Genomic DNA, 18,961 nt, shown 5'->3' with positions numbered 1-18,961 from the left:
GACGTTTCTTCTTAGAGCATTTAGTTTAAACTAGCGCATAACTATTTTATTCCACTAAATTATATTATGCGCATAACTTTGTTAGCTAGTTGTTTGCTTTTGTCAGCATGCAATATATTGCCAAACATCTCTGAAAAAACCTCAGAACAAGATACTCAATTCCTCACCATATTACATACTAACGATAATCATGGCCGGTTTTGGCACAATGAGCATGGCGAATATGGTATGGCTGCACGAAAAACCTTAATAGACCAATTAAGGAATGAAGCAGCAGAAAATGGTCACACGGTCTTATTGTTATCTGGCGGGGACATTAATACGGGGATCCCTGAATCAGATCTTCAAAAAGCCGAGCCGGACTTTAAGGGGATGAGCCTGATCGGCTATGATGCTATGGCGATCGGCAACCATGAATTTGATAACCCTTTAAGTGTGCTTGATAAACAAATTAAATGGTCTAATTTTCCTCTGCTCTCAGCCAATATTGTCCACAAAAAAGATGGTTCTCACGCATATCAACCCTATACCGTTCTTAATCGAAATGGGCTAAATATTGGGATTGTTGGGCTAACAACAACGGATACTGCCAAAATTGCTAATCCGCTATATATTGGCCATTTGGATTTTGTTGAGCCCGCTTTAATCACAGAAAAAGTTACCAATGAAATGAGAGAAAATCATAATATTGATGTCATGATAGCAGTAACCCATATGGGCCACTATCACGATGGTGCCTATGGCATTAATGCCCCAGGAGACGTTACTTTAGCGCGCTCATTAGCACCTGGGACACTTGATATGATCATTGGCGGGCATTCTCAAGAGCCAATTTGTGTCACTCAAACAGGTGAAGCCGATAAAGCATTCAAAGCAGGTAAAGCCTGTAAGCCAGACCAACAAAATGGTACGTGGATCATGCAAGCCCACGAATGGGGTAAATATGTTGGCAAAGCACAGTTCAAGATAGAAGGCGCTAAGAAAACGCTGCTTAACTATGAACTTATTCCTGTCAATCTAAAAAACTCAGAAGGTGATTATATTCAGCAACATATAAAGCCAGATCCCGCTCTTTATGCATTTTTAAAGCCTTATCAAAATATAGGTGAACAGCAGTTGGCTGATAACGTAGGATCAGTTGATGCATTTCTAGATGGCAGACGCGATACAGTAAGATTCAAACAAAGCAATTTAGCAAACCTTATTATAAAAGCACAAATGGCAGCTGTTGATGCAGATTTTGGCCTAATAAGTGGTGGAGGAATTCGACACAGTATCAAGCCAGGCAACATTACCTACAAAGACGTACTGAAAGTGCACCCATTTAAAAACCGCATTACTAAGATGACTTTTACCGGGGTTGAATTATATGAGTACCTTAATATTGTTACACGCTTCCCGGCTGATTCTGGGGCTTATTTACAATATCACGGTATAAGCTTTGATCTAAATCAAGGCGTACTCAGTAATGTAAAAGTGAATGGCAAGCAGCTGAAAGAAGAGCATACTTATACCATGAGTATAAACAGTTACAATGCCGCCGGTGGTGATGGCTACCCTTTACTAAGCAAGAAAGAAGGATTTGTATCTAGTAGTACAACCGACGCACAAGCATTAAAGGACTACTTGGAAAAGAACTCTCCGATCATCGCTGAATTACTCTAAAATACGAGTACTTACTTGCAGCAGTATAAAAGTCATACTGCTGCTATCTCCCCTCGAGTCTTGCCATGAAATCAACTTGTGCTATTTGCCAATCAATTCTATGTCTATTAATCCAATATTCGCTAACCCATAACTATGAATTTTTGAGCGCGAACCCTCACCATGTGCCTTAGGTGGGTAGTACTTAGTTTTGAGTTCAGCATGCTCCGCCATAATATCATCTAGCGCAGCTCTAATTTCACTTAACGTCTTTTCTAAACTAGAAGAAAAGTTGGGACGCTTACGTATAGTGTGTCCTAATGTAATAAGTCGATGAAAATATTTATCGGCAATATCTATCAATTCATCAGGCACATCTTTATTCTGGTTTAATACCACATCAGGGTGTGACTCACAGTACTCAACCAACGCTAAGTAAAAACACAATGGCTTATTTGCTAATTTCACAGCATCTTGCTTGCGACTATTAAGCATAATCGTTTTAGTATATAAATCAATAACTAACTTTTTGGGTTGCTCAACTTTTTCCTTCTGTTCCGGTCTACTCGCACGAGTTCTGGCAACCGCATTATTTACCCAGCTGTAAAAGGCCGTATTTAATAAAGCAAGGATCAACGGCACAATATAGGCCGATTTCAAATGCTGCTCCTGAATAATAAACGAGACATATACATCACGGTGCGCATCGACTAGTTTTTGTACCAAGATATTGTCATGGCTATTGGCCTGTTCAATACTGATATTAAGTAACTGTATTCTTGCAGCCTGTTTTTCTAATACCTTATTAATTTTATTCACGTACGACTCAACAACGGCCGTATTTCCTGAATAACTAAAAAAAGGGTCTGCAATCGGCAATGTGTTGATATCAAGTGCTACCCGCGTTACAACTTGAGACGCTTGTTTCTCAATGTCGTTCTTTATTTGATAAGTTTGTGACAGGTAAAATACCGATAAGAACACTATAAAAGTCACTGTAAACATAGTGGCGTTCTTACTATATGACATTACACGCCCTCTTCAACAAAATAATATGGTAACGAGTTACATTGCCAGTAATGTTGTAACGATTCAAAGTATGAAGAGCTTTGTGATTTTGCAATTTGACTGATCACGGCCTGTAATTCACATGCTAAATCTAAATTTTCATCTTTCATTTTCAAAAACCAACGACTGCCCACAATTTCACCACTTATCGGCGTAATATAATTATTTGAGAAGCGAGTTTGATCATCTTTTCTCCAATACGACGAAATCAAATCTATTTCACCACGCGCTAGCTTGTCTCTCAATGCAGTATGGGTACTCGCATAAACAATATCTAATGCATCTAAATCTATATCTAATGTTTTAAACACCTGCTTTGGAAGGATATGCCCCGAACGACTCGTAGGATAATCTAACAGCCCAATTCTTTTATCTAAAAAATAAGCTTTGTCTAATTTAGGCTTTTCTTTATTGGAGATAAAAAATGCAGTGTAATTTTGATAGCCCACAATTGGTCGGTAATTATGAGTAGACTCAGCCATTAATGCTTGCATGACATTTTCTTTACTTAACACCACATCAGCTACACCTTTGGCCAAAAACTCAATTTGCTCAGCTAAATTCCCGCCCCAATAAAGCTCTACATAGCCATATTGCTTAGCAACCACTTTATTGGTACACAACGGCGATTTTAACGCAATGGCAAGTGCTTCTATAGGTACATGTACCCTTAACACTGATTTATTTGCAATAGAGGCAGTCTGACATTGATATGAATGAGTCAAGACATGTTCAACATCTTGAATACGCGAATGACTGAGTGAAGCCCCTAAAAACCAACTAAACAGAGCAGACAGAAACAATAATGTAACAATCGTAGATTTATTAGTTAAAATGTTATTATGTATCAAGAGTATTTTATTCTTATATTGCCAACTTACTCATTAAACCAATATTCTTTACTCATTACAATAAGTAATTTTACTAAAAGACTATAAACCCATGAATTACATACTTTATTAACAAGAAATTATGAATCCCTTCAAGTCCTTTTTATTTCTTGAAAAATACGGACAATTGACCTTATTGAACAGCCGTCGTTGGCTATTTTTGAATAGTGAAGAAAACACATATGTTAGTTAAAAAGCTTTCTATAATTGCACTCGTAGGTGCCTTATCTAGTTCATTCAATGCTGTAGCATGGGGGCAAAATGGCCACCGCATTATCGGAAAGGTTGCTGAAACGCATTTAACAACAGCCACTGTACAAGCTCTGACTCCCCTACTTGAAGAAAGTTCACTGGCCCAAGTATCAACATGGGCTGACGAAATGCGCTCCGATGACAGTAAATTCTGGCGTAAAAAATCAACAAAGTGGCATTACATTAATGTAAAAGACGCGACCAAGATGCACAGTCACGCTGACCATTCAATTAACTCAAAAGAACAGGTAAAAAATATTCTTGACGGTATCTACTACGGTATAAATACGCTCAAGTCAGATTCTAAGTCAATTGACGAAAAACGTTTCGCACTGCGTTTTTTAGTCCACTTAGTTGGTGATAGCCACCAACCATTTCATGCAGGTCGCGGCGAAGACCATGGCGGAAATCTAATTAAAGTCACATTTTTTGGTGATAAAACAAACCTTCACTCAACATGGGACACTCGCTTAATTGAAAATGAGCGTCTATCTTACACTGAGTTTGCAGATTTCATAAAAACGTCAAATAAAACCATTATAAGTGATTATCTTGATAGTGAACCTGCCGATTGGCTGCTAGAAAGCCATAATATTTCAGATAAAGTATACAACTTAAATGAAACTGAAATAAGTTATGGGTACATTTACAAATATATGCCAACCGTAAGAATTCGTTTGCAACAAGGTGGTATACGACTGGCTGGCTTACTGAACCAAATTTTTGACAAAAACGCAGCGCCATTAAAAGAGGCACTTAAGATTTCTAACGTCGTCGCTGTAAAATAAACCAATCAAAACACGGGAAACAACATAATGAAAACTCTATTGCGCAAAACCGCCCTATCTCTTGCTATTGCAGCAAGTATTGGTGCAAGTGGAGCTGCATTTGCTAACGACACCGCGTCAGCGATGAAGGGTAAAGTCGTTGGTCCACAAGGCAATCCTGCTGCTGGTACAAAAGTTACGATAATTCATACTCCATCAGGCTCAGTGAAAACAGCAGTGGTTAACGCCAGTGGTTCATTTTCTGCTAAAGGCCTACGCGTTGGCGGTCCGTATCAAGTGATAGTTGATTCAGAGTCGTTTCAAGATACCTTGGTAGAAGACATTTATTTGTCTCTCGGTAAAGTATACCCTGTAACAGTTCAACTTAAACCACAACAAAACATCGAACAAATCGTTGTAACTGGTCGACCTATCACCATGCAATCTGGCGGTACAGGCCCTGCGACTCACTTTTCACTTGCTGATCTTCAAGAAAAGCCAGCCATAAATCGTGACATTAAAGACATCGTTCGTACTGACCCACGCATCTATGTTGATGAAAGCAGTTCAGGTGCGATCCAGTGTGCCGGTGGTAACCCGCGTTTTAACAGCTTAACTGTTGACGGTATGCGTATGAATGACAACTTCGGTTTAAACCGAAATGGTTATCCGACAGAACGCATGCCCTTCTCTTTCGATTCTATCGCGCAAGTCGCCGTAGAGTTAGCACCATTTGACGTTCAATATGGTGGATTTACGTCGTGTAATATTAACGCCGTAACAAAATCAGGTACAAACACCCTATCAGGTGGCGTATTTTTTGATTACACAAACGACTCACTTTCAGGTGATAAAATTGATGGTAAGACACAAGATATAGGCAACTATAACGAAAAACGTTATGGTTTTAACCTAGGTATGCCATTAGTTGAAGATACTCTATTCTTATTTACTAGCTATGAAAAATTAGAAGGTGCACAAGTATTTGAATACGCACCGCTGGCTAACGGCAAAATAAGCCAAGCAACAATTGACCAAATTGCGGCGATTTCTCAAGATAAGTATGGCTATGATGCGGGCTCTTTAGTACCAAGCATGCCAGTCGAAGATGAGAAAGTACTTATCAAACTGGATTGGAATATCAACGACGAGCACCGTGCAAGTTTTGTTTATAACTATAATGATGGCTTTACACTTTCTCAGTCAGATAGCGGTTCTTCTCGTATTTCATTGTCTAACCACTTTTATGAACGTGGTGCAGAGTTACAGTCATTTGTGAGTTCATTGTATTCAGATTGGAGCGATGTATTTTCAACAGAAGTGCGCATAGGCTATTCTGAGCTAGATAACCGTCAAATTTCTTTAGACAGCACATCAGGTTTCGGTGAGTTTAGAATTGATACAGGTGACGTTGACGTTTACCTTGGCCCAGATGATTCACGTCAAGCTAACAAACTAAAATATGATAACCTTTCAATTAAACTAGCTGGTACCTATTACCTTGATGACCACGAGCTATCATTTGGTTATGAGCGTGAAGAGTTAGATGTGTTCAATATGTTCGTGCAACATAATGAAGGTGAACATCGTTTTGGCAGCATTGAAGACTTTGAAAATGGTATCGCGCGTGTTTATTACGGTAATGCGTCGTCACATAACCCTGTAGACGCGGCGGGTGAGTTCAAATATGCACTGAACACAGTATATGCTCAAGATAAGTTCGATTTAATTGATTACGACATCACACTAACGGCCGGCTTACGCTACGACTGGTATACCAGTGATGATGTGCCAGCACACAACCCTAACTTTCAAGAGCGTTTTGGCTTCTCTAATCAGCAAAACCTAGATGGCGTTGACTTAATTCAGCCTCGTTTTGGTTTTAACTGGATTTACGATGAGCAACTAGAGCTTCGTGGTGGCTTTGGTCTCTACTCTGGCGGTAACCCGAATGTGTGGATCTCTAACAGTTATTCAAACGATGGGGTTCGTAACATTCAAGAAAGTGCACGTGATGTGCAATTATTAGGCCCTGATGCCGTGGCATTTGTAAACGGTGGCAAAGCCGGATTCGACATTCCATTAGACCTATACAACTCGGTTGGCTCTGGCAGTGTCGATGACAGCACAAATGTGACTGACCCTAATTTTGAGTTGCCGTCTGAGTGGAAGTATTCATTAGGGGCGACTTACGTCACTGAATCTGACTTCGTCTTTACAGTAGACTATTTGTATACAGATAAAAAAGACTCTGCGCTTATTCGTAACTTAACGTTAGCGAGTGATGAGACAGCACCAGACGGACGCCCTATTTATAATGACAGCATCCATTCTCGTAAGTCAGACTTATTGTTAACTAACGTTTCAGGCGCTGATGCATACACACATGTTTTATCATTTGGCATGAATAAATCTTTCGATAACGGTATCGATATCGCACTTTCTTACGCATATACCAAATCGAATGACGTTCACCCGATGACAAGCTCTGTGGCATTCTCTAACTTCCATGGTATTGCAGCGCACGACCCGCAAAACCCGGGCGTATCTACCTCAAATTATGAAATCCCACATCGTGCGACCATGTCACTGTCGTATAAGCACCAGTTCATTGATGGGTTAGACACCAAATTTAGTCTGTTCGGTCAGGCTGCTAAAACCAATCCTTACTCTTATACGTTCGATAATACACACATGTTTGGTTATGCCGATAACAAGCGTGACCTATTGTATGTACCTCGTGATAACGATGGGTTAGTTGAGTATGGTTTCCACACAAATGACCAAGGTGAAAAAGTTCCTTTCCAAAAAGCCGACTTTGACAAATGGGTTGAGCGTGAAGGCTTAACACGCGGTGACATTCAAGGCCGTAATTCACAAGATGGCGACTGGTGGGTCACGTTTGATTTAAAAGTTGAACAGGAATTCGGTGGATTTGCCGATGGCCATAAAGGGTCTGCATTCTTTGTTATTAAAAACGTAGGTAACCTACTGAATGACAACTGGGGTACGTTAAACACGGGTAGTGCGATGCAAAATGCGGTCACTGCGTCAATTAACGACAATGGCAAATATGTTTTTGAAGAGTTTAATTACCCTTCAGGCACCGATTTTGAAGTGAAACCATCACTTTATGAAATTCGCCTTGGGGTTAAATACGACTTTTAACTTTTTCGAGTCAAGGATATGACTCATATTTAAAACTCAGTATTGAATAGACGGCTAATGTACCCATATGGGCATTAGCCGTCTTTTATGCACCATCATTAGCGGTGAATAAACACACTGAGTTTTAAACACAATGTTGCTGATTAAAAACACCTGCTTTACAGCAACAAACTATAAAAATATTGGATCCGCTCTGAAGTTACAGCTTTTTAGAGTATTAGTTCAATAATAGAAACTTTAAATAACCTTACACGGGAAACAACACAATGAAAAACGTTCGCTTAACTAAAGTGGCCGGCGCTTTGGCATTAGCCCTTGGCGTATCAGTTAGCGCTTTTGCCGCTGATACCTCATCAGCAATGCGTGGTAAAATTACAACACCCATTGGTGACGCTGCTGCAAACGTTAAAGTTACAGTTATTCACGAGCCAACAGGCACAAAAAGCACATTTACAACCAATGACTCAGGTACTTTTATTGCAAAAGGCTTGCGCGTTGGCGGCCCTTACCGCGTAGTGCTTGACTCAGATACTTACTCAGATACTGAGTTAGACAACATTTTCCTCGAATTGGGTGACACTCACCGTTTAATTTCACAACTTCAACCGCTACAAAAAGTAGAAAAAATTGAAGTAACTGGTTATCGCCTAGTTCAGCAAGCTGGTGGATCAAACAGCGTATTCGGTGCAGATACCATTGCAAATACCCCAAGCTTTAATAACGATATTAAAGACATTGCCCGTTTAAATCCATTAGCTAGTATTAACGGCAACGGTGAACTTACAATTGCGGGTAATAACCCAAGAACAAACGGCTTAACCGTTGATGGTATTGGCCAGAATGATGACTTTGGTCTTAGCTTCGGTGGCTACCCTACGGCACAACCACCAGTAGCACTTGATGCGATTGAACAAATTTCAGTTGATGCTTCGCCATTTTCTGCAAAAAAAGGGAATTTTGGTGGGGGTACGATCAACGCTGTAACTAAATCTGGGTCAAATGAATATACATTTACCAGTTTCTACGAAACAAGCACCCCTAGCCTTGGCGGTAAAGTTGACAACATCTCTGAAGTAAAACACAAAGAAGATGTTTTCAACGACGCCGGCGAGCGTATTCACCGTGCTGGTGACAATGTCCTTGATGCCGACGGTCACAAAACGTTTGAGACTTCTAACACTGACCCTATTGTTACAGAAACGCGTTTAGGTTTCAGCACCGGTGGTGCACTAATTGAAGACGAGCTTTTCTATTTTGTAAACTACAACTCTTGGAAACAAGAGATGGAAATGGATTACGGATTTGATGGCTCTGGTAAATCACATGAATTCGAAGTGAGTGAAGCCAGTTATAACCAATTTATCGGCACGTTAAATAATGTATATGGCCTTGACGATAACTTTGGTGGAAACCCAGAAGACACCAGTGACAGCTTGCTTGTTAAGTTAAGCTGGAACATCAATGATATGCATCGTGCTGATTTCACTTATCAATGGCAAGATGAAGAAGAAACGAAAGGTTTCGCTACAGGTGGTAGTTCTGTAAAAATGGCATCTGGCCGTTATCAGTACGTCACTAAATTCAACAACTTTGCCACCAAGATTTACTCAGATTGGTCCGATGATTTTACTACTGAGCTAGGAATTTCGTATAAAGATGTAACCAATGACAGTATTTCAAACTCTCAGCTTGGTTCAATCGAAGTGTACGTTGACGGTGGCCGCGGAGATTCATTTGAATTTGGCCGCGATATCAATCGACATGAAAATGAAGGTGAAACACAGACGCTTGCTGTTACGTTCGATGCGAGTTATTTACTTGGTGAGCATGAAATTAACTTTGGCGCAGAGTTAAAAGATATGCGCCTTTATAATTTATATGCAAGAAACTCGAGAGGTTCATGGGACTTTGGTAGTTTAGAAGACTTTGCAAACAAAAAACTACATTTAAACCGTGATAACTACCAATTTGACTACTCTAATGCATACACGGGTAATGCAAATGATTTGGCCTACGATGCAACGCGTGAGCAAATAGCGCTTTATGTTGAAGATAAGTTTTACCCTACCGATGATTTAGAGTTAACTGCTGGTGTACGCTATGAGCGTTTGTCTTCGAGCGATAAACCATCACTTAATACTGCATTCCAAAATACCTACGGTTACACAAACCAAGAGAATTTAGACGGTGCTGATATTATTCTACCGCGTGTTGGCTTTAAGTATTACGCAACTGAGTCACTAACCGTTAATGGTGGTATTGGTCGATTCCAAGGTGGCGTTCCAAGTATTTGGTACAACAACCCATTCCAAAACGATGGGATCACATACGTTGCGGCATCACAAAATGCCATCAACGATTACTTCTCTGGGATTGAGCAGGTTGATATTACACAAGTACCTGAGCAAATTGTTAACTCATTACAACAAGGTGCCGGCAGCACAGCTTATACCGACCCTAATTTTGAATTGCCATCAAGTATTCGCGCCCAAATAGGCTTTGAGTATGATTTTGATTCTGCGTTACTAGGTGATGGATTTAAGTGGACTGCAGAGCTTGCTTACCACAGAAAAGAGAACGAAGCTGTTTGGCACAATACTGCTATTTCACCAAAGCTTGATGAGAATGGTGATATCGTTCGTTCAGCAACGGGGCGTATTATATATGACACAATGTACTCTGGTGATCTAAGAGATAATTACGACATCATGATGACTAACGCTGATGAAAGTGCACGTTCAATTATTTTCTCAACAGCGATTGCAAAACAGTGGGACAACGGCCTGTATGTTTCTGCAAGTTACACACACCAAGATGTAGAAGACGTAGCACCTGGTAGTGCATCAACTGCCGATGGTAACTACAAACACGCTACAACACACAGCCGTAACGTAGATCTGGTTAGCCGTGGTCACTATGAAGTTGAACATAACTTAAAAATAAACATTAGCTATCAAACTGAGTTCTTCGATGGCTATGCGTCTAAGTTTAACGTATTCTTCGAACGTCGCTCAGGTAGACCCCTTAACTACACAATGGGTTCATTCCGTAAAGGCGACTTTGGTGATACCAGAGACTTCAACAGTACTTCAGCTTACTTAGCTTACATCCCTACTGGTGCGGATGATGCTAATGTAAACTGGGATGAGTCTGGCCTATCTTGGAGCGAACTTGAAACACTATTAAATAGAGCCGGTATTTCTGAGCGTGGCCAACTGCTAGATCGTAACACAGGGACTCAACCTTGGGTTACAACTATGGACGTCAGCTTTAAGCAAGAGATCCCTGGTTTTGCCGAAGGTCATAAGGGCGAAATATATTTCATGGTTGAAAACTTCGCGAACCTGCTGAACAGCGACTGGGGCATTGAAAAGAAAATTCAATTTGCAGACCAAAAACTGTATGACTTCGGTGGCCTAGATGATGATAACAAGTTAATCATTGACCAACGTTACCAAGGTTCAGATGTTCGTAACTACTCAACAATAGTTAAAGGCTCATCTGCATGGCAGGCTAAAATTGGTATTCGTTACACGTTCTAATATGAATGGGTGTGCTTAAATACACTATTTAAGTGCACTTTTGTAACAATACACTGTATAGAGTATCTAACACGCAAATTAGATAAACTCTCAAGGCCAGCAATTGCTGGCCTTTCTTACTTTACAGCTACGGCCGAGTAAAAAAGAACCCACCTACACCAACTAACTATGCACTAATCAGAAGAGCTTTTAATGGCAATGTAATTCGACAATTTTGAAATAAGTGTCTTCAACTGGTTTTGTTCATCATCTTGCAAGCATGACAGCAGCTCACTCTCCCAATCAAGTGCTTTGGGGGTAATATCTTCATATAAGGCACACCCAGCGTCAGTGACCGTCACTATCGTGGCTCGTTTATCGCTTTCATGTTGTGTTAGCCTGATCAGTGTTTTTTCTTCTAGCTGCTTTATGGCTCTTGATACGGTCGACTTATCCATGTTCGCTAACTCACAGATTTGCTTTGCGGTGCTTCCCATTCCTTGTGTGTTTACAACATGCGCAAGTACTCGCCACTGTGCTTGTGTGAGTCCTCCATGGGTAATATACACGTGAGAAAAGTCCTCACTGACTTTACTTGATAGGGCTACAAGTTGATAAGGCAGAAATTCATTAATATTTAATAATGTCTTATTGTTCACGTATGCCACCTTTTCTCTGTTTACGTACAAAATAATTTACAAAGTTAGTTTTGTGAGATGCTTGATATTACTCTCACGTGAGAGTATCTTACAGGAAAACCTACAGGAGTCGAACGAATGAGTCACGAGTATCAATACTTAACTGGTTTCGGAAACCAGTTTGAGTCAGAAGCCCTGCCGGGCGCATTGCCTATTGGTCAGTTTTCGCCACAAAAAATAAAATACGACCTTTACGCTGAACAATATAATACCACTGCGTTCACAGCCCCCCGTGCTGAGAACCGTCGCAATTGGTTTTATCGTATTCGCCCTTCTGTTGTACAAGGTGACTATCAAGCAATAGATAATGGCTTATTGCGTACCGCCCCAATCACCGAAGTGCCGACTCCTCCGACGATGCTACGTTGGAACCCAATCGATATTCCAAAAGAACAAACAGACTTTGTTGACGGCTTAGTAACGATGGCAGCTAATGGCAGTGCTAACGGCCAAACGGGTATTGGTATTCATGTGTACGTGATAAACAAAACCATGGCAGGCCGATATTTCTACAACGCAGATGGTGAAATGCTGTTCGTACCACAACAAGGCGAATTACTGCTACACACTGAGTGCGGTAAGTTAACCATTAAACCAGGTGAAATCGCCGTGATTCCGCGCGGTATAAAGTTTAGCGTTGAGTTATTAAACGATGAAGCACGTGGCTTTATTTGTGAAAACTATGGCCACCCAATGGTACTGCCTGAGCGCGGCCCTGTAGGTGCGAATGGCTACACCAACGAGCGAGACTTTCAGTACCCAGTTGCTGCTTTTGAAGATAAAGAAGGTGATTTTGAATTAGTCGCTAAGTTTAACGGCAACTTATTCCGCTGTGATATTGGCCACTCGCCATTTGATGTGGTTGCTTGGACAGGAAATAGCGCACCCTATAAATATGATTTATCACGGTTCAATGTTATAAACACCGTGAGCTACGATCACCCTGATCCGTCTATCTTCACTGTGCTCACCTCACCATCGGGCACTGAAGGCGTTGCTAACGTTGATTTTGTGATATTCCCTCCACGTTGGATGGTAGCAGAAAACACTTTCCGCCCACCTTATTATCACCGCAATATTATGAGTGAATTTATGGGCTTAATTGAAGGTGTATATGACGCGAAAGAACATGGCTTTGTGCCCGGTGGTATGAGCTTACATAATTGTATGTCACCTCATGGCCCTGAGGCTGATGTATTTGAAAAGGCCTCAAATGCTGAACTAGCGCCACAGCGCTATGACAATACACTCGCATTTATGTTTGAGTCAAAATACGTAATTTCGCCAACCAAGTATGCCCTTGAAGGCAAAGAACGTCAGCCTAATTATGCGCAATGTTGGAAGAACATTAAAAAGTATTATAAAGGCGAGTAAGCTACATCGAAACTAATACTAAATAGGCACGCTTAATCGTGCCTTTGTCGTAACTAAGGACACTTATGAAACTCTATACTTACTTCCGCTCATCAGCAGCTTACCGAGTGCGTATTGCACTCAATTTAAAAAATATTTCTCATGAACTTGCTTTGGTCAACCTTCTAAAATCTGAACAACAAGCCACACCGTACACTGATAAAAACCCGCACGGCCTGTTACCAGCACTAGAAACAACTGAAGGTGTATTGGCACAATCGCTGGCGATTTTAGAATGGCTAGAAGAAACCCACCCTGATACCCCGCTACTGCCTAGTAATAGTTGGGATAAAGCCCAAGTACGTAGTTTCTGTTATGCCATAGCCTGTGATATACATCCGATTGATAACTTACGTGTATTGAAGTATTTAAGTGGAGAACTTGCAGCTACAGATGAGCAAAAGAACACCTGGTATCGTCATTGGATAATTAAGGGCTTTAGTAGTTTAGAGGCAACGCTTGGCGATCATGATTACTGCTTTGGTGATAAGCCAGGCTTTGCTGATATCTGCCTCGTACCGCAAGTATTTAATGCGATCCGTTTTAAAGTTGATATGAGCCAATACCCAAAAATATCAGCGATTTATGCACGTTGTAATAGCTTGCAAGCATTTATTGATGCAGCGCCAGAGAATCAACCTGACGCGCAATAGTGACTGACACTAAACGTTATTGTAATGCACAGTGCACCTGATCAAGGTGCACAACTAAATCTAACCCTAAATCGGTTAAGTACCCCCCATCAGGGCTATCAATGACCCCTTTATTGTACAATCGCTCAGCCGCATCTTTTAAACTTGGCTCCGCAGATTTATGTAATTTAATGCCTTGATGCATACTATTTCTTGGAAACTTAGCTAATAAAGTCAGCTCAGCCATCATGTTTTGGTCAAAAGCCATTGTGATTCCCTCTTATTTTGTTTTTAATCTTATATTAAAGGTGATTAATCGTTTGTATATTACTCACACAATTAAGATTTTATCTACAATCATAATAAGATTAGACAAATCTCGGAGTTATGCCATGAGAAAATTAACTTTAACCGCCTTTGGAGTAATGCTAATTGCACCACAGCTCCTTGCGCTTGATACCAATCATAAAAAGTCTGTATTTATTGACCAACCAACGGATGTATGTTGGTACCAAGGCCAACAATACAGTGAGGGTTCTCTTATTAAGCAGTTTGATATGTTATTTGCGTGCGCAAAAAAATTACCAAGACAAAACAATAGCCGATTAGTCTGGGTAAAAGCCAATGCATCAGGTGTACCAATAAAACTGGATCCTGAACGCACAATACGCGTAAAATAGTGAATTTGAAATTTAGGACATACCATGACTCAAGAGCAGCCAAAAAATCCACTGCACGGCATTAAGCTAGAAGATATTTTGATAAAGCTTGAGGACCACTTAGGCTGGAAAGCAATGGGTGAGGCTGTTGACATACGTTGTTTTACGCATGATCCAAGTATCAAATCCAGTCTAAAGTTTTTAAGAAAAACCCCTTGGGCACGTGAGAAAGTTGAACAACTTTATTTAGATACTTTTCACAGTTTTGTTTGGCCTTCCATTAAAAAGTGATGACTCATTCAGCAATGCTTTATACGCGTTGCTGATCTTCTCAATAATGTCTTTATCAACCTGTTTATTGCAGGCAAAATATAATTGCGCCCCCTGGTTTTTGAGCGTGAATACTTTTTCAAGTTGTTTAGTGAAAGGATCTGTCTGAGCACGATAATCAAACTGTGTATCACTTAATATCACTAAATCTAGGAGCCCTTTACGCGTTTGTAATAACTCAAACACTCTATCAAAATTAGAAAGCATCACTAGGTGCTGATCCTCAGAAAACCCTCTGGCTTGTAAATATTGATGACTATAATTATTGCGAATAACACCCGTTTTGTACTTTTTAGCATCTCCAAGTACGTTCACTTGTATATTCTCAGATTTAAGGCCATAAAATGATGTTGTAAAGTGTGCAATAGGAAAAACCCATGTAAATAGATGTTCTCGCGTACTAGAACGCCCCATTGAAAAAATGCATGTATTCGGATCTCTCGTAGCGGCAATGTACGAAACTGACCAACGGTTGACCCCTATTTGATAATCAATATTGGCCCGTTTTAATACATCAGTGACTTTCTCAACGCTCGACCCGACTAACTCTCCATTCTTGTAGTACTGAAATAATGGAAATTCCTCCGTTACAACACTTAATGTTGTCGCAAAAACCCTGCTTGAAAACACGCTAAGTAATAGTATAAATCCTATATGCATCAATTGCGCTTCTTTACTTTATCCCATAAAAAATATAGCGTAAAAACGTGTAAATACAATGATAAGACGAAGGGATTGCACTCGTTATAAAATCGAGTTCAGTATATTTGAACAAAAAAGGCGAAGCTAATGCCTCGCCCTCGGATATTAATCAATTAACTCTTATTTATAGCATCAATTAAAAATGCGGAAATTTTAGCACCTTCTCTCAAGGTAGTCTCAGAGCTAGACTGGCCGACCAATGAACTATCTGTAAATGGGGCGATTTCCATCATATCAGCACCGGTAATTGGAAATTCAGCACGTAACGCTGTCAATATTTCTAAAGCTTCATCAGGCGTCATCCCATTACCTTCAGGCGTACCAGTCGCAGATGCAAACTCTTCATCTAACGCATCAATATCAAAACTCACATAGAGTTCATCTACGTTATCGGCTTTCAATTGCGCTATTACCTGCTCAACAATCGCAGATGTACCTTGCTCACGAATTTCATGTGCCCAGTGCTGTTTTACGCCAAATGTTGATTCCCAGTGAGACTTATCTTTGCCGCTAGAACGAATACCAAACTGAATTAAATGGTGTGGTGCTGGCAGGTATTCCAGTACATGTGTGCACCAAGAGCCAAAGCATAAATCAATACCCAAACGTTCTACAAGTAAATCAGTATGCGCATCGAAATGAATAATAGCAGTGCGCTTACCCAGATCACGCTTTGCTTTCAAATACGACTTAGTCAACGGGTAACTAATTGAGTGATCACCGCCGATACCAAATATTCCTTTATCAGGGTGCTGCTGATAAAACCCATCACATACATCTTCAGTAATAGAAAGTGGAGAAACATAGTAATCACTATTAGAGTTTTGATACAACGCCTTTTGACAGTTGCTTATTGTTGCTTCGTTCAAGTATTTGTCATGCAGCAAGTGAGGAATAACCCTCACATCACCCAAGTCAAACGCGCTAACGTGCGGCTGTTGTTCAATCAAAGTCGACCGTAGAAACAATGGGCCCCAGTTTGCTCCACGTAAAATCCCACCACCACAGTCTGATGCAATACCTAAGATTGCCGCTTTATGTTCTGAAGACGAGATATTTTTTAAAGACTCTTTCCAAATTGCATCAACGCCTTCGGTTTGCCCATACAGTTTGGTTCTTAGCGCATCTTTACGCTCTTTGGCTGTGTTAACTGTAAACACGCCATCTCCAGGTGGGCACAAACAATGCTCTAGCTTTTCTTGAAGTTGTTGTTTAGTGGTTGTCATATCGTCCTCCAGATAGGTTATCTTTGCATATTCATGCGAAAAATGCTGAGTAGCGTTTGTGCATAAATTTACTTTCTACGTCGCTTTCTATGATTAAATACATTTCACAACCAATTAATCTTCATTATAAAAATCAAACAGTTGTAAATAATCAAACCTGTATTTTTGAAATTCGAACGTAAGTAGTGATGCCTTGATCGAGAGATATATCATGACAAGAAGGAAAGTCAACCATAGCGAAAATTGAAACAATAGACGCTATGGTTTTATATGCATTGAGGCTGCATAGTTACGTACTACTCATAACCTCGTGCTTTTTTCGTTTTAATAATCGCAATGTACCCATGCCAACTCGCATAACTCAACAGAGGCATGATCACAATAAACCCTGCTGCACCTGTTGCAAAACCAAGTATAACTAGTCCAACAATCAACACACCCCAAACGAACATAGCATGGGCATTTGTTTTCACAGCGTGAATAGAAGATACAACAGCGGTCATAATATCAACACGTCGTTCCATCATGATTTGTGGTGTAAACGCTGATATCGCAAAAACCACCGCCATAAGTACCCCACCAACAATACTGCCAAGCGTCAAAAATGCTGAAAGCTGTTCAAATGTTGGGTCAGGAACATTTGGGTATAAAGCATGGATCAACGCGGCCAGACGCATCCACACTATCATGATTACCATGAGTAATATCGCGAACCCCCACTCTCCAGCTGGGTTTCGAAACATTGATTTTAAACTATGGATTAACGTCGGCTTATGGCCTTTTTCAAGTTCCCAAGCAACATCATACAAACCAGAGGCAAAGGCCGGTCCGATGAGAGCAAACGCCACTGCAGCGGGTAGAATAACCAGGTGCGTACCGGAATAAAAAACTAAGTACATTATCGTGGCTGGTATTATTGTAAAAACTAGGCCATATATCAGGCTGAGCATAGGTGCTCTGGCAATGTCTTTAAACGCAAGCGCTAACCAGTGAAAAGGAGCAAGTGTCTCTACTTTGTTACTTTCGAGACATCGAGCAAATTCAGTGTGTTTATCTAGTGACGGTGATGCAGGCATAACTCTTCCTCATTATTGCATTACTTAAGGTTTAGAAGAACAACTTTAAAGTTGCAAGCTAATAACCTATTCTGAATTAAATATTCGGACATCTGTCCTGTACTTTTTACTCATAAGTATTAAGTATTACGCTTTATATAAAAATAAGGTTTACTATGGACAAGGTATTTCATTTAGGACTCGATAAAACTGCGCTTGAAGGTGCAACTTTAGCAATAGTCCCGGGCGATCCAGAGCGCGCTAAACGCATCGCAGAAAAAATGGAGTCATCTAAATGTCTTGCGCAGACACGTGAGTTTCATGTTTATTCAGCAAAACTAAAAGATAAAACAGTCATTGTTTGTTCAACAGGGATTGGCGGGCCATCAACCTCCATCGCCGTTGAAGAGCTTGCTCAGCTAGGAATAACAACATTTCTACGCATTGGAACTACAGGCGCGATCCAACCCCATATTAATGAAGGCGACCTACTGGTCAGTACCGCATCGGTAAGACTTGACGGTGCCAGCCAGCATTTTGCGCCATTAAGTTACCCTGCCGTGTCTGATTTTCACTGTACACAAGCAATGGTTAACGCCTGTGAGTCTTTAGACGTTAAGCACCATGTGGGTATTACCGCTTCAAGCGACACCTTCTACCCAGGCCAAGAAAGGTACGACACTTATTCTGGTTATGTCTCTAAAGATTTCCAAGGTACCTGTGAGCAATGGCAAAAATTGAATGTCATGAACTATGAAATGGAATCTGCAACCCTCTTTACGATGTGTGCTGCATTAGGACTTAAAGCAGCTTGCGTTGCGGGTGTATTGGTAAATCGTACCCGCCAAGAGATCCCGAACGTAGATCACGGTGAAATTGAGAAAAAAGCAGTCTCGGTGGTAATAAAGGCAGCAGAAAGCCTACTGTAGAAAAACG

16 protein-coding genes are annotated in these 18,961 nt (G+C 40.6%); 9 read left to right on the top strand and 7 right to left on the bottom strand.

Annotated elements, in window-relative coordinates; genetic code table 11:
- Positions 1–66 precede the first annotated feature (66 nt).
- A complete protein-coding gene (gene ushA / locus PCIT_RS20255) occupies positions 67–1,665 on the top strand; it encodes a bifunctional UDP-sugar hydrolase/5'-nucleotidase UshA (protein WP_040697458.1) in 1,599 nt (532 codons plus the stop codon).
- An 81-nt stretch (positions 1,666–1,746) separates the two neighbouring features.
- Here ushA and PCIT_RS20250 read toward each other — a convergent pair whose 3' ends face one another.
- Positions 1,747–2,673, bottom strand: a complete 927-nt coding sequence (locus tag PCIT_RS20250) for a hypothetical protein (RefSeq protein ID WP_010361820.1) — start codon at positions 2,671–2,673, stop codon at positions 1,747–1,749.
- Entirely contained in the window at positions 2,673–3,563 is an 891-nt protein-coding gene (locus PCIT_RS20245) for a PhnD/SsuA/transferrin family substrate-binding protein (protein ID WP_010361819.1), read from the bottom strand. Before PCIT_RS20245 ends, PCIT_RS20250 begins: the two co-directional genes overlap by 1 nt.
- Before the next feature lie 221 nt (positions 3,564–3,784).
- On the opposite strand from PCIT_RS20245, the gene PCIT_RS20240 reads away from it, so the two are divergent.
- The 3 genes from PCIT_RS20240 (at position 3,785) to PCIT_RS20230 (ending at position 11,331) form a co-directional block, all read left to right on the top strand.
- Positions 3,785–4,642: a S1/P1 nuclease gene (locus PCIT_RS20240; protein ID WP_010361818.1), complete on the top strand. Its 858-nt coding sequence runs from the start codon at positions 3,785–3,787 to the stop codon at positions 4,640–4,642.
- Between the two features lie 27 nt (positions 4,643–4,669).
- Positions 4,670–7,789 carry a TonB-dependent receptor gene (locus tag PCIT_RS20235; RefSeq protein WP_010361817.1) on the top strand — a complete coding sequence of 1,040 codons (3,120 nt, stop codon included), beginning with the start codon at positions 4,670–4,672 and terminating at the stop codon, positions 7,787–7,789.
- A gap of 266 nt (positions 7,790–8,055) precedes the next feature.
- Positions 8,056–11,331 carry a TonB-dependent receptor gene (locus tag PCIT_RS20230; protein ID WP_010361816.1) on the top strand — a complete coding sequence of 1,092 codons (3,276 nt, stop codon included), beginning with the start codon at positions 8,056–8,058 and terminating at the stop codon, positions 11,329–11,331.
- A gap of 173 nt (positions 11,332–11,504) precedes the next feature.
- Here PCIT_RS20230 and PCIT_RS20225 read toward each other — a convergent pair whose 3' ends face one another.
- Entirely contained in the window at positions 11,505–11,969 is a 465-nt protein-coding gene (locus tag PCIT_RS20225; protein ID WP_010361814.1) for a MarR family winged helix-turn-helix transcriptional regulator, read from the bottom strand.
- Between the two features lie 117 nt (positions 11,970–12,086).
- On the opposite strand from PCIT_RS20225, the gene hmgA reads away from it, so the two are divergent.
- Complete coding sequence (gene hmgA, locus PCIT_RS20220; RefSeq protein WP_010361812.1) at positions 12,087–13,382, top strand: homogentisate 1,2-dioxygenase; 1,296 nt, start codon at positions 12,087–12,089, stop codon at positions 13,380–13,382.
- 65 nt (positions 13,383–13,447) lie between these two features.
- Complete coding sequence (maiA, locus tag PCIT_RS20215; RefSeq protein ID WP_010361811.1) at positions 13,448–14,074, top strand: maleylacetoacetate isomerase; 627 nt, start codon at positions 13,448–13,450, stop codon at positions 14,072–14,074.
- Between the two features lie 16 nt (positions 14,075–14,090).
- Here maiA and PCIT_RS20210 read toward each other — a convergent pair whose 3' ends face one another.
- Positions 14,091–14,321, bottom strand: a complete 231-nt coding sequence (locus tag PCIT_RS20210) for a TIGR02647 family protein (RefSeq protein WP_010361810.1) — start codon at positions 14,319–14,321, stop codon at positions 14,091–14,093.
- Positions 14,322–14,445: 124 nt separating this feature from the next.
- Between PCIT_RS20210 and PCIT_RS20205 the strand changes: the two genes are divergently transcribed.
- Both PCIT_RS20205 and PCIT_RS20200 read left to right on the top strand, forming a co-directional pair.
- The gene (locus PCIT_RS20205) at positions 14,446–14,733 is read left to right on the top strand and encodes a DUF1496 domain-containing protein (protein ID WP_010361809.1); all 288 of its coding nucleotides are present in this window, start codon (positions 14,446–14,448) and stop codon (positions 14,731–14,733) included.
- Between the two features lie 24 nt (positions 14,734–14,757).
- Positions 14,758–15,003 carry a VF530 family protein gene (locus tag PCIT_RS20200; protein ID WP_010361808.1) on the top strand — a complete coding sequence of 82 codons (246 nt, stop codon included), beginning with the start codon at positions 14,758–14,760 and terminating at the stop codon, positions 15,001–15,003.
- On the opposite strand, the gene PCIT_RS20195 is transcribed toward PCIT_RS20200, so the two are convergent.
- The 3 genes from PCIT_RS20195 to PCIT_RS20185 all read right to left on the bottom strand — a co-directional run bounded on the left by PCIT_RS20195 (position 14,959) and on the right by PCIT_RS20185 (position 18,046).
- Positions 14,959–15,702, bottom strand: a complete 744-nt coding sequence (locus PCIT_RS20195; protein ID WP_010361807.1) for a substrate-binding periplasmic protein — start codon at positions 15,700–15,702, stop codon at positions 14,959–14,961. The two genes, PCIT_RS20200 and PCIT_RS20195, sit on opposite strands and share 45 nt — an antisense overlap.
- A 155-nt stretch (positions 15,703–15,857) precedes the next feature.
- Positions 15,858–16,970, bottom strand: a complete 1,113-nt coding sequence (locus PCIT_RS20190; RefSeq protein ID WP_010361806.1) for an arginase family protein — start codon at positions 16,968–16,970, stop codon at positions 15,858–15,860.
- 296 nt (positions 16,971–17,266) lie between these two features.
- Entirely contained in the window at positions 17,267–18,046 is a 780-nt protein-coding gene (locus tag PCIT_RS20185; protein WP_010361805.1) for a DUF2189 domain-containing protein, read from the bottom strand.
- Between the two features lie 155 nt (positions 18,047–18,201).
- Here PCIT_RS20185 and udp point away from each other — a divergent pair, with 155 nt between their 5' ends.
- The gene (gene udp, locus PCIT_RS20180; RefSeq protein ID WP_010361804.1) at positions 18,202–18,954 is read left to right on the top strand and encodes a uridine phosphorylase; all 753 of its coding nucleotides are present in this window, start codon (positions 18,202–18,204) and stop codon (positions 18,952–18,954) included.
- Positions 18,955–18,961 lie beyond the last annotated feature (7 nt).

The organism is Pseudoalteromonas citrea, from assembly GCF_000238375.3.
In the GTDB taxonomy this organism is placed as follows: domain Bacteria; phylum Pseudomonadota; class Gammaproteobacteria; order Enterobacterales; family Alteromonadaceae; genus Pseudoalteromonas; species Pseudoalteromonas citrea.
This window is presented reverse-complemented; position numbering and strand designations above follow the sequence as displayed.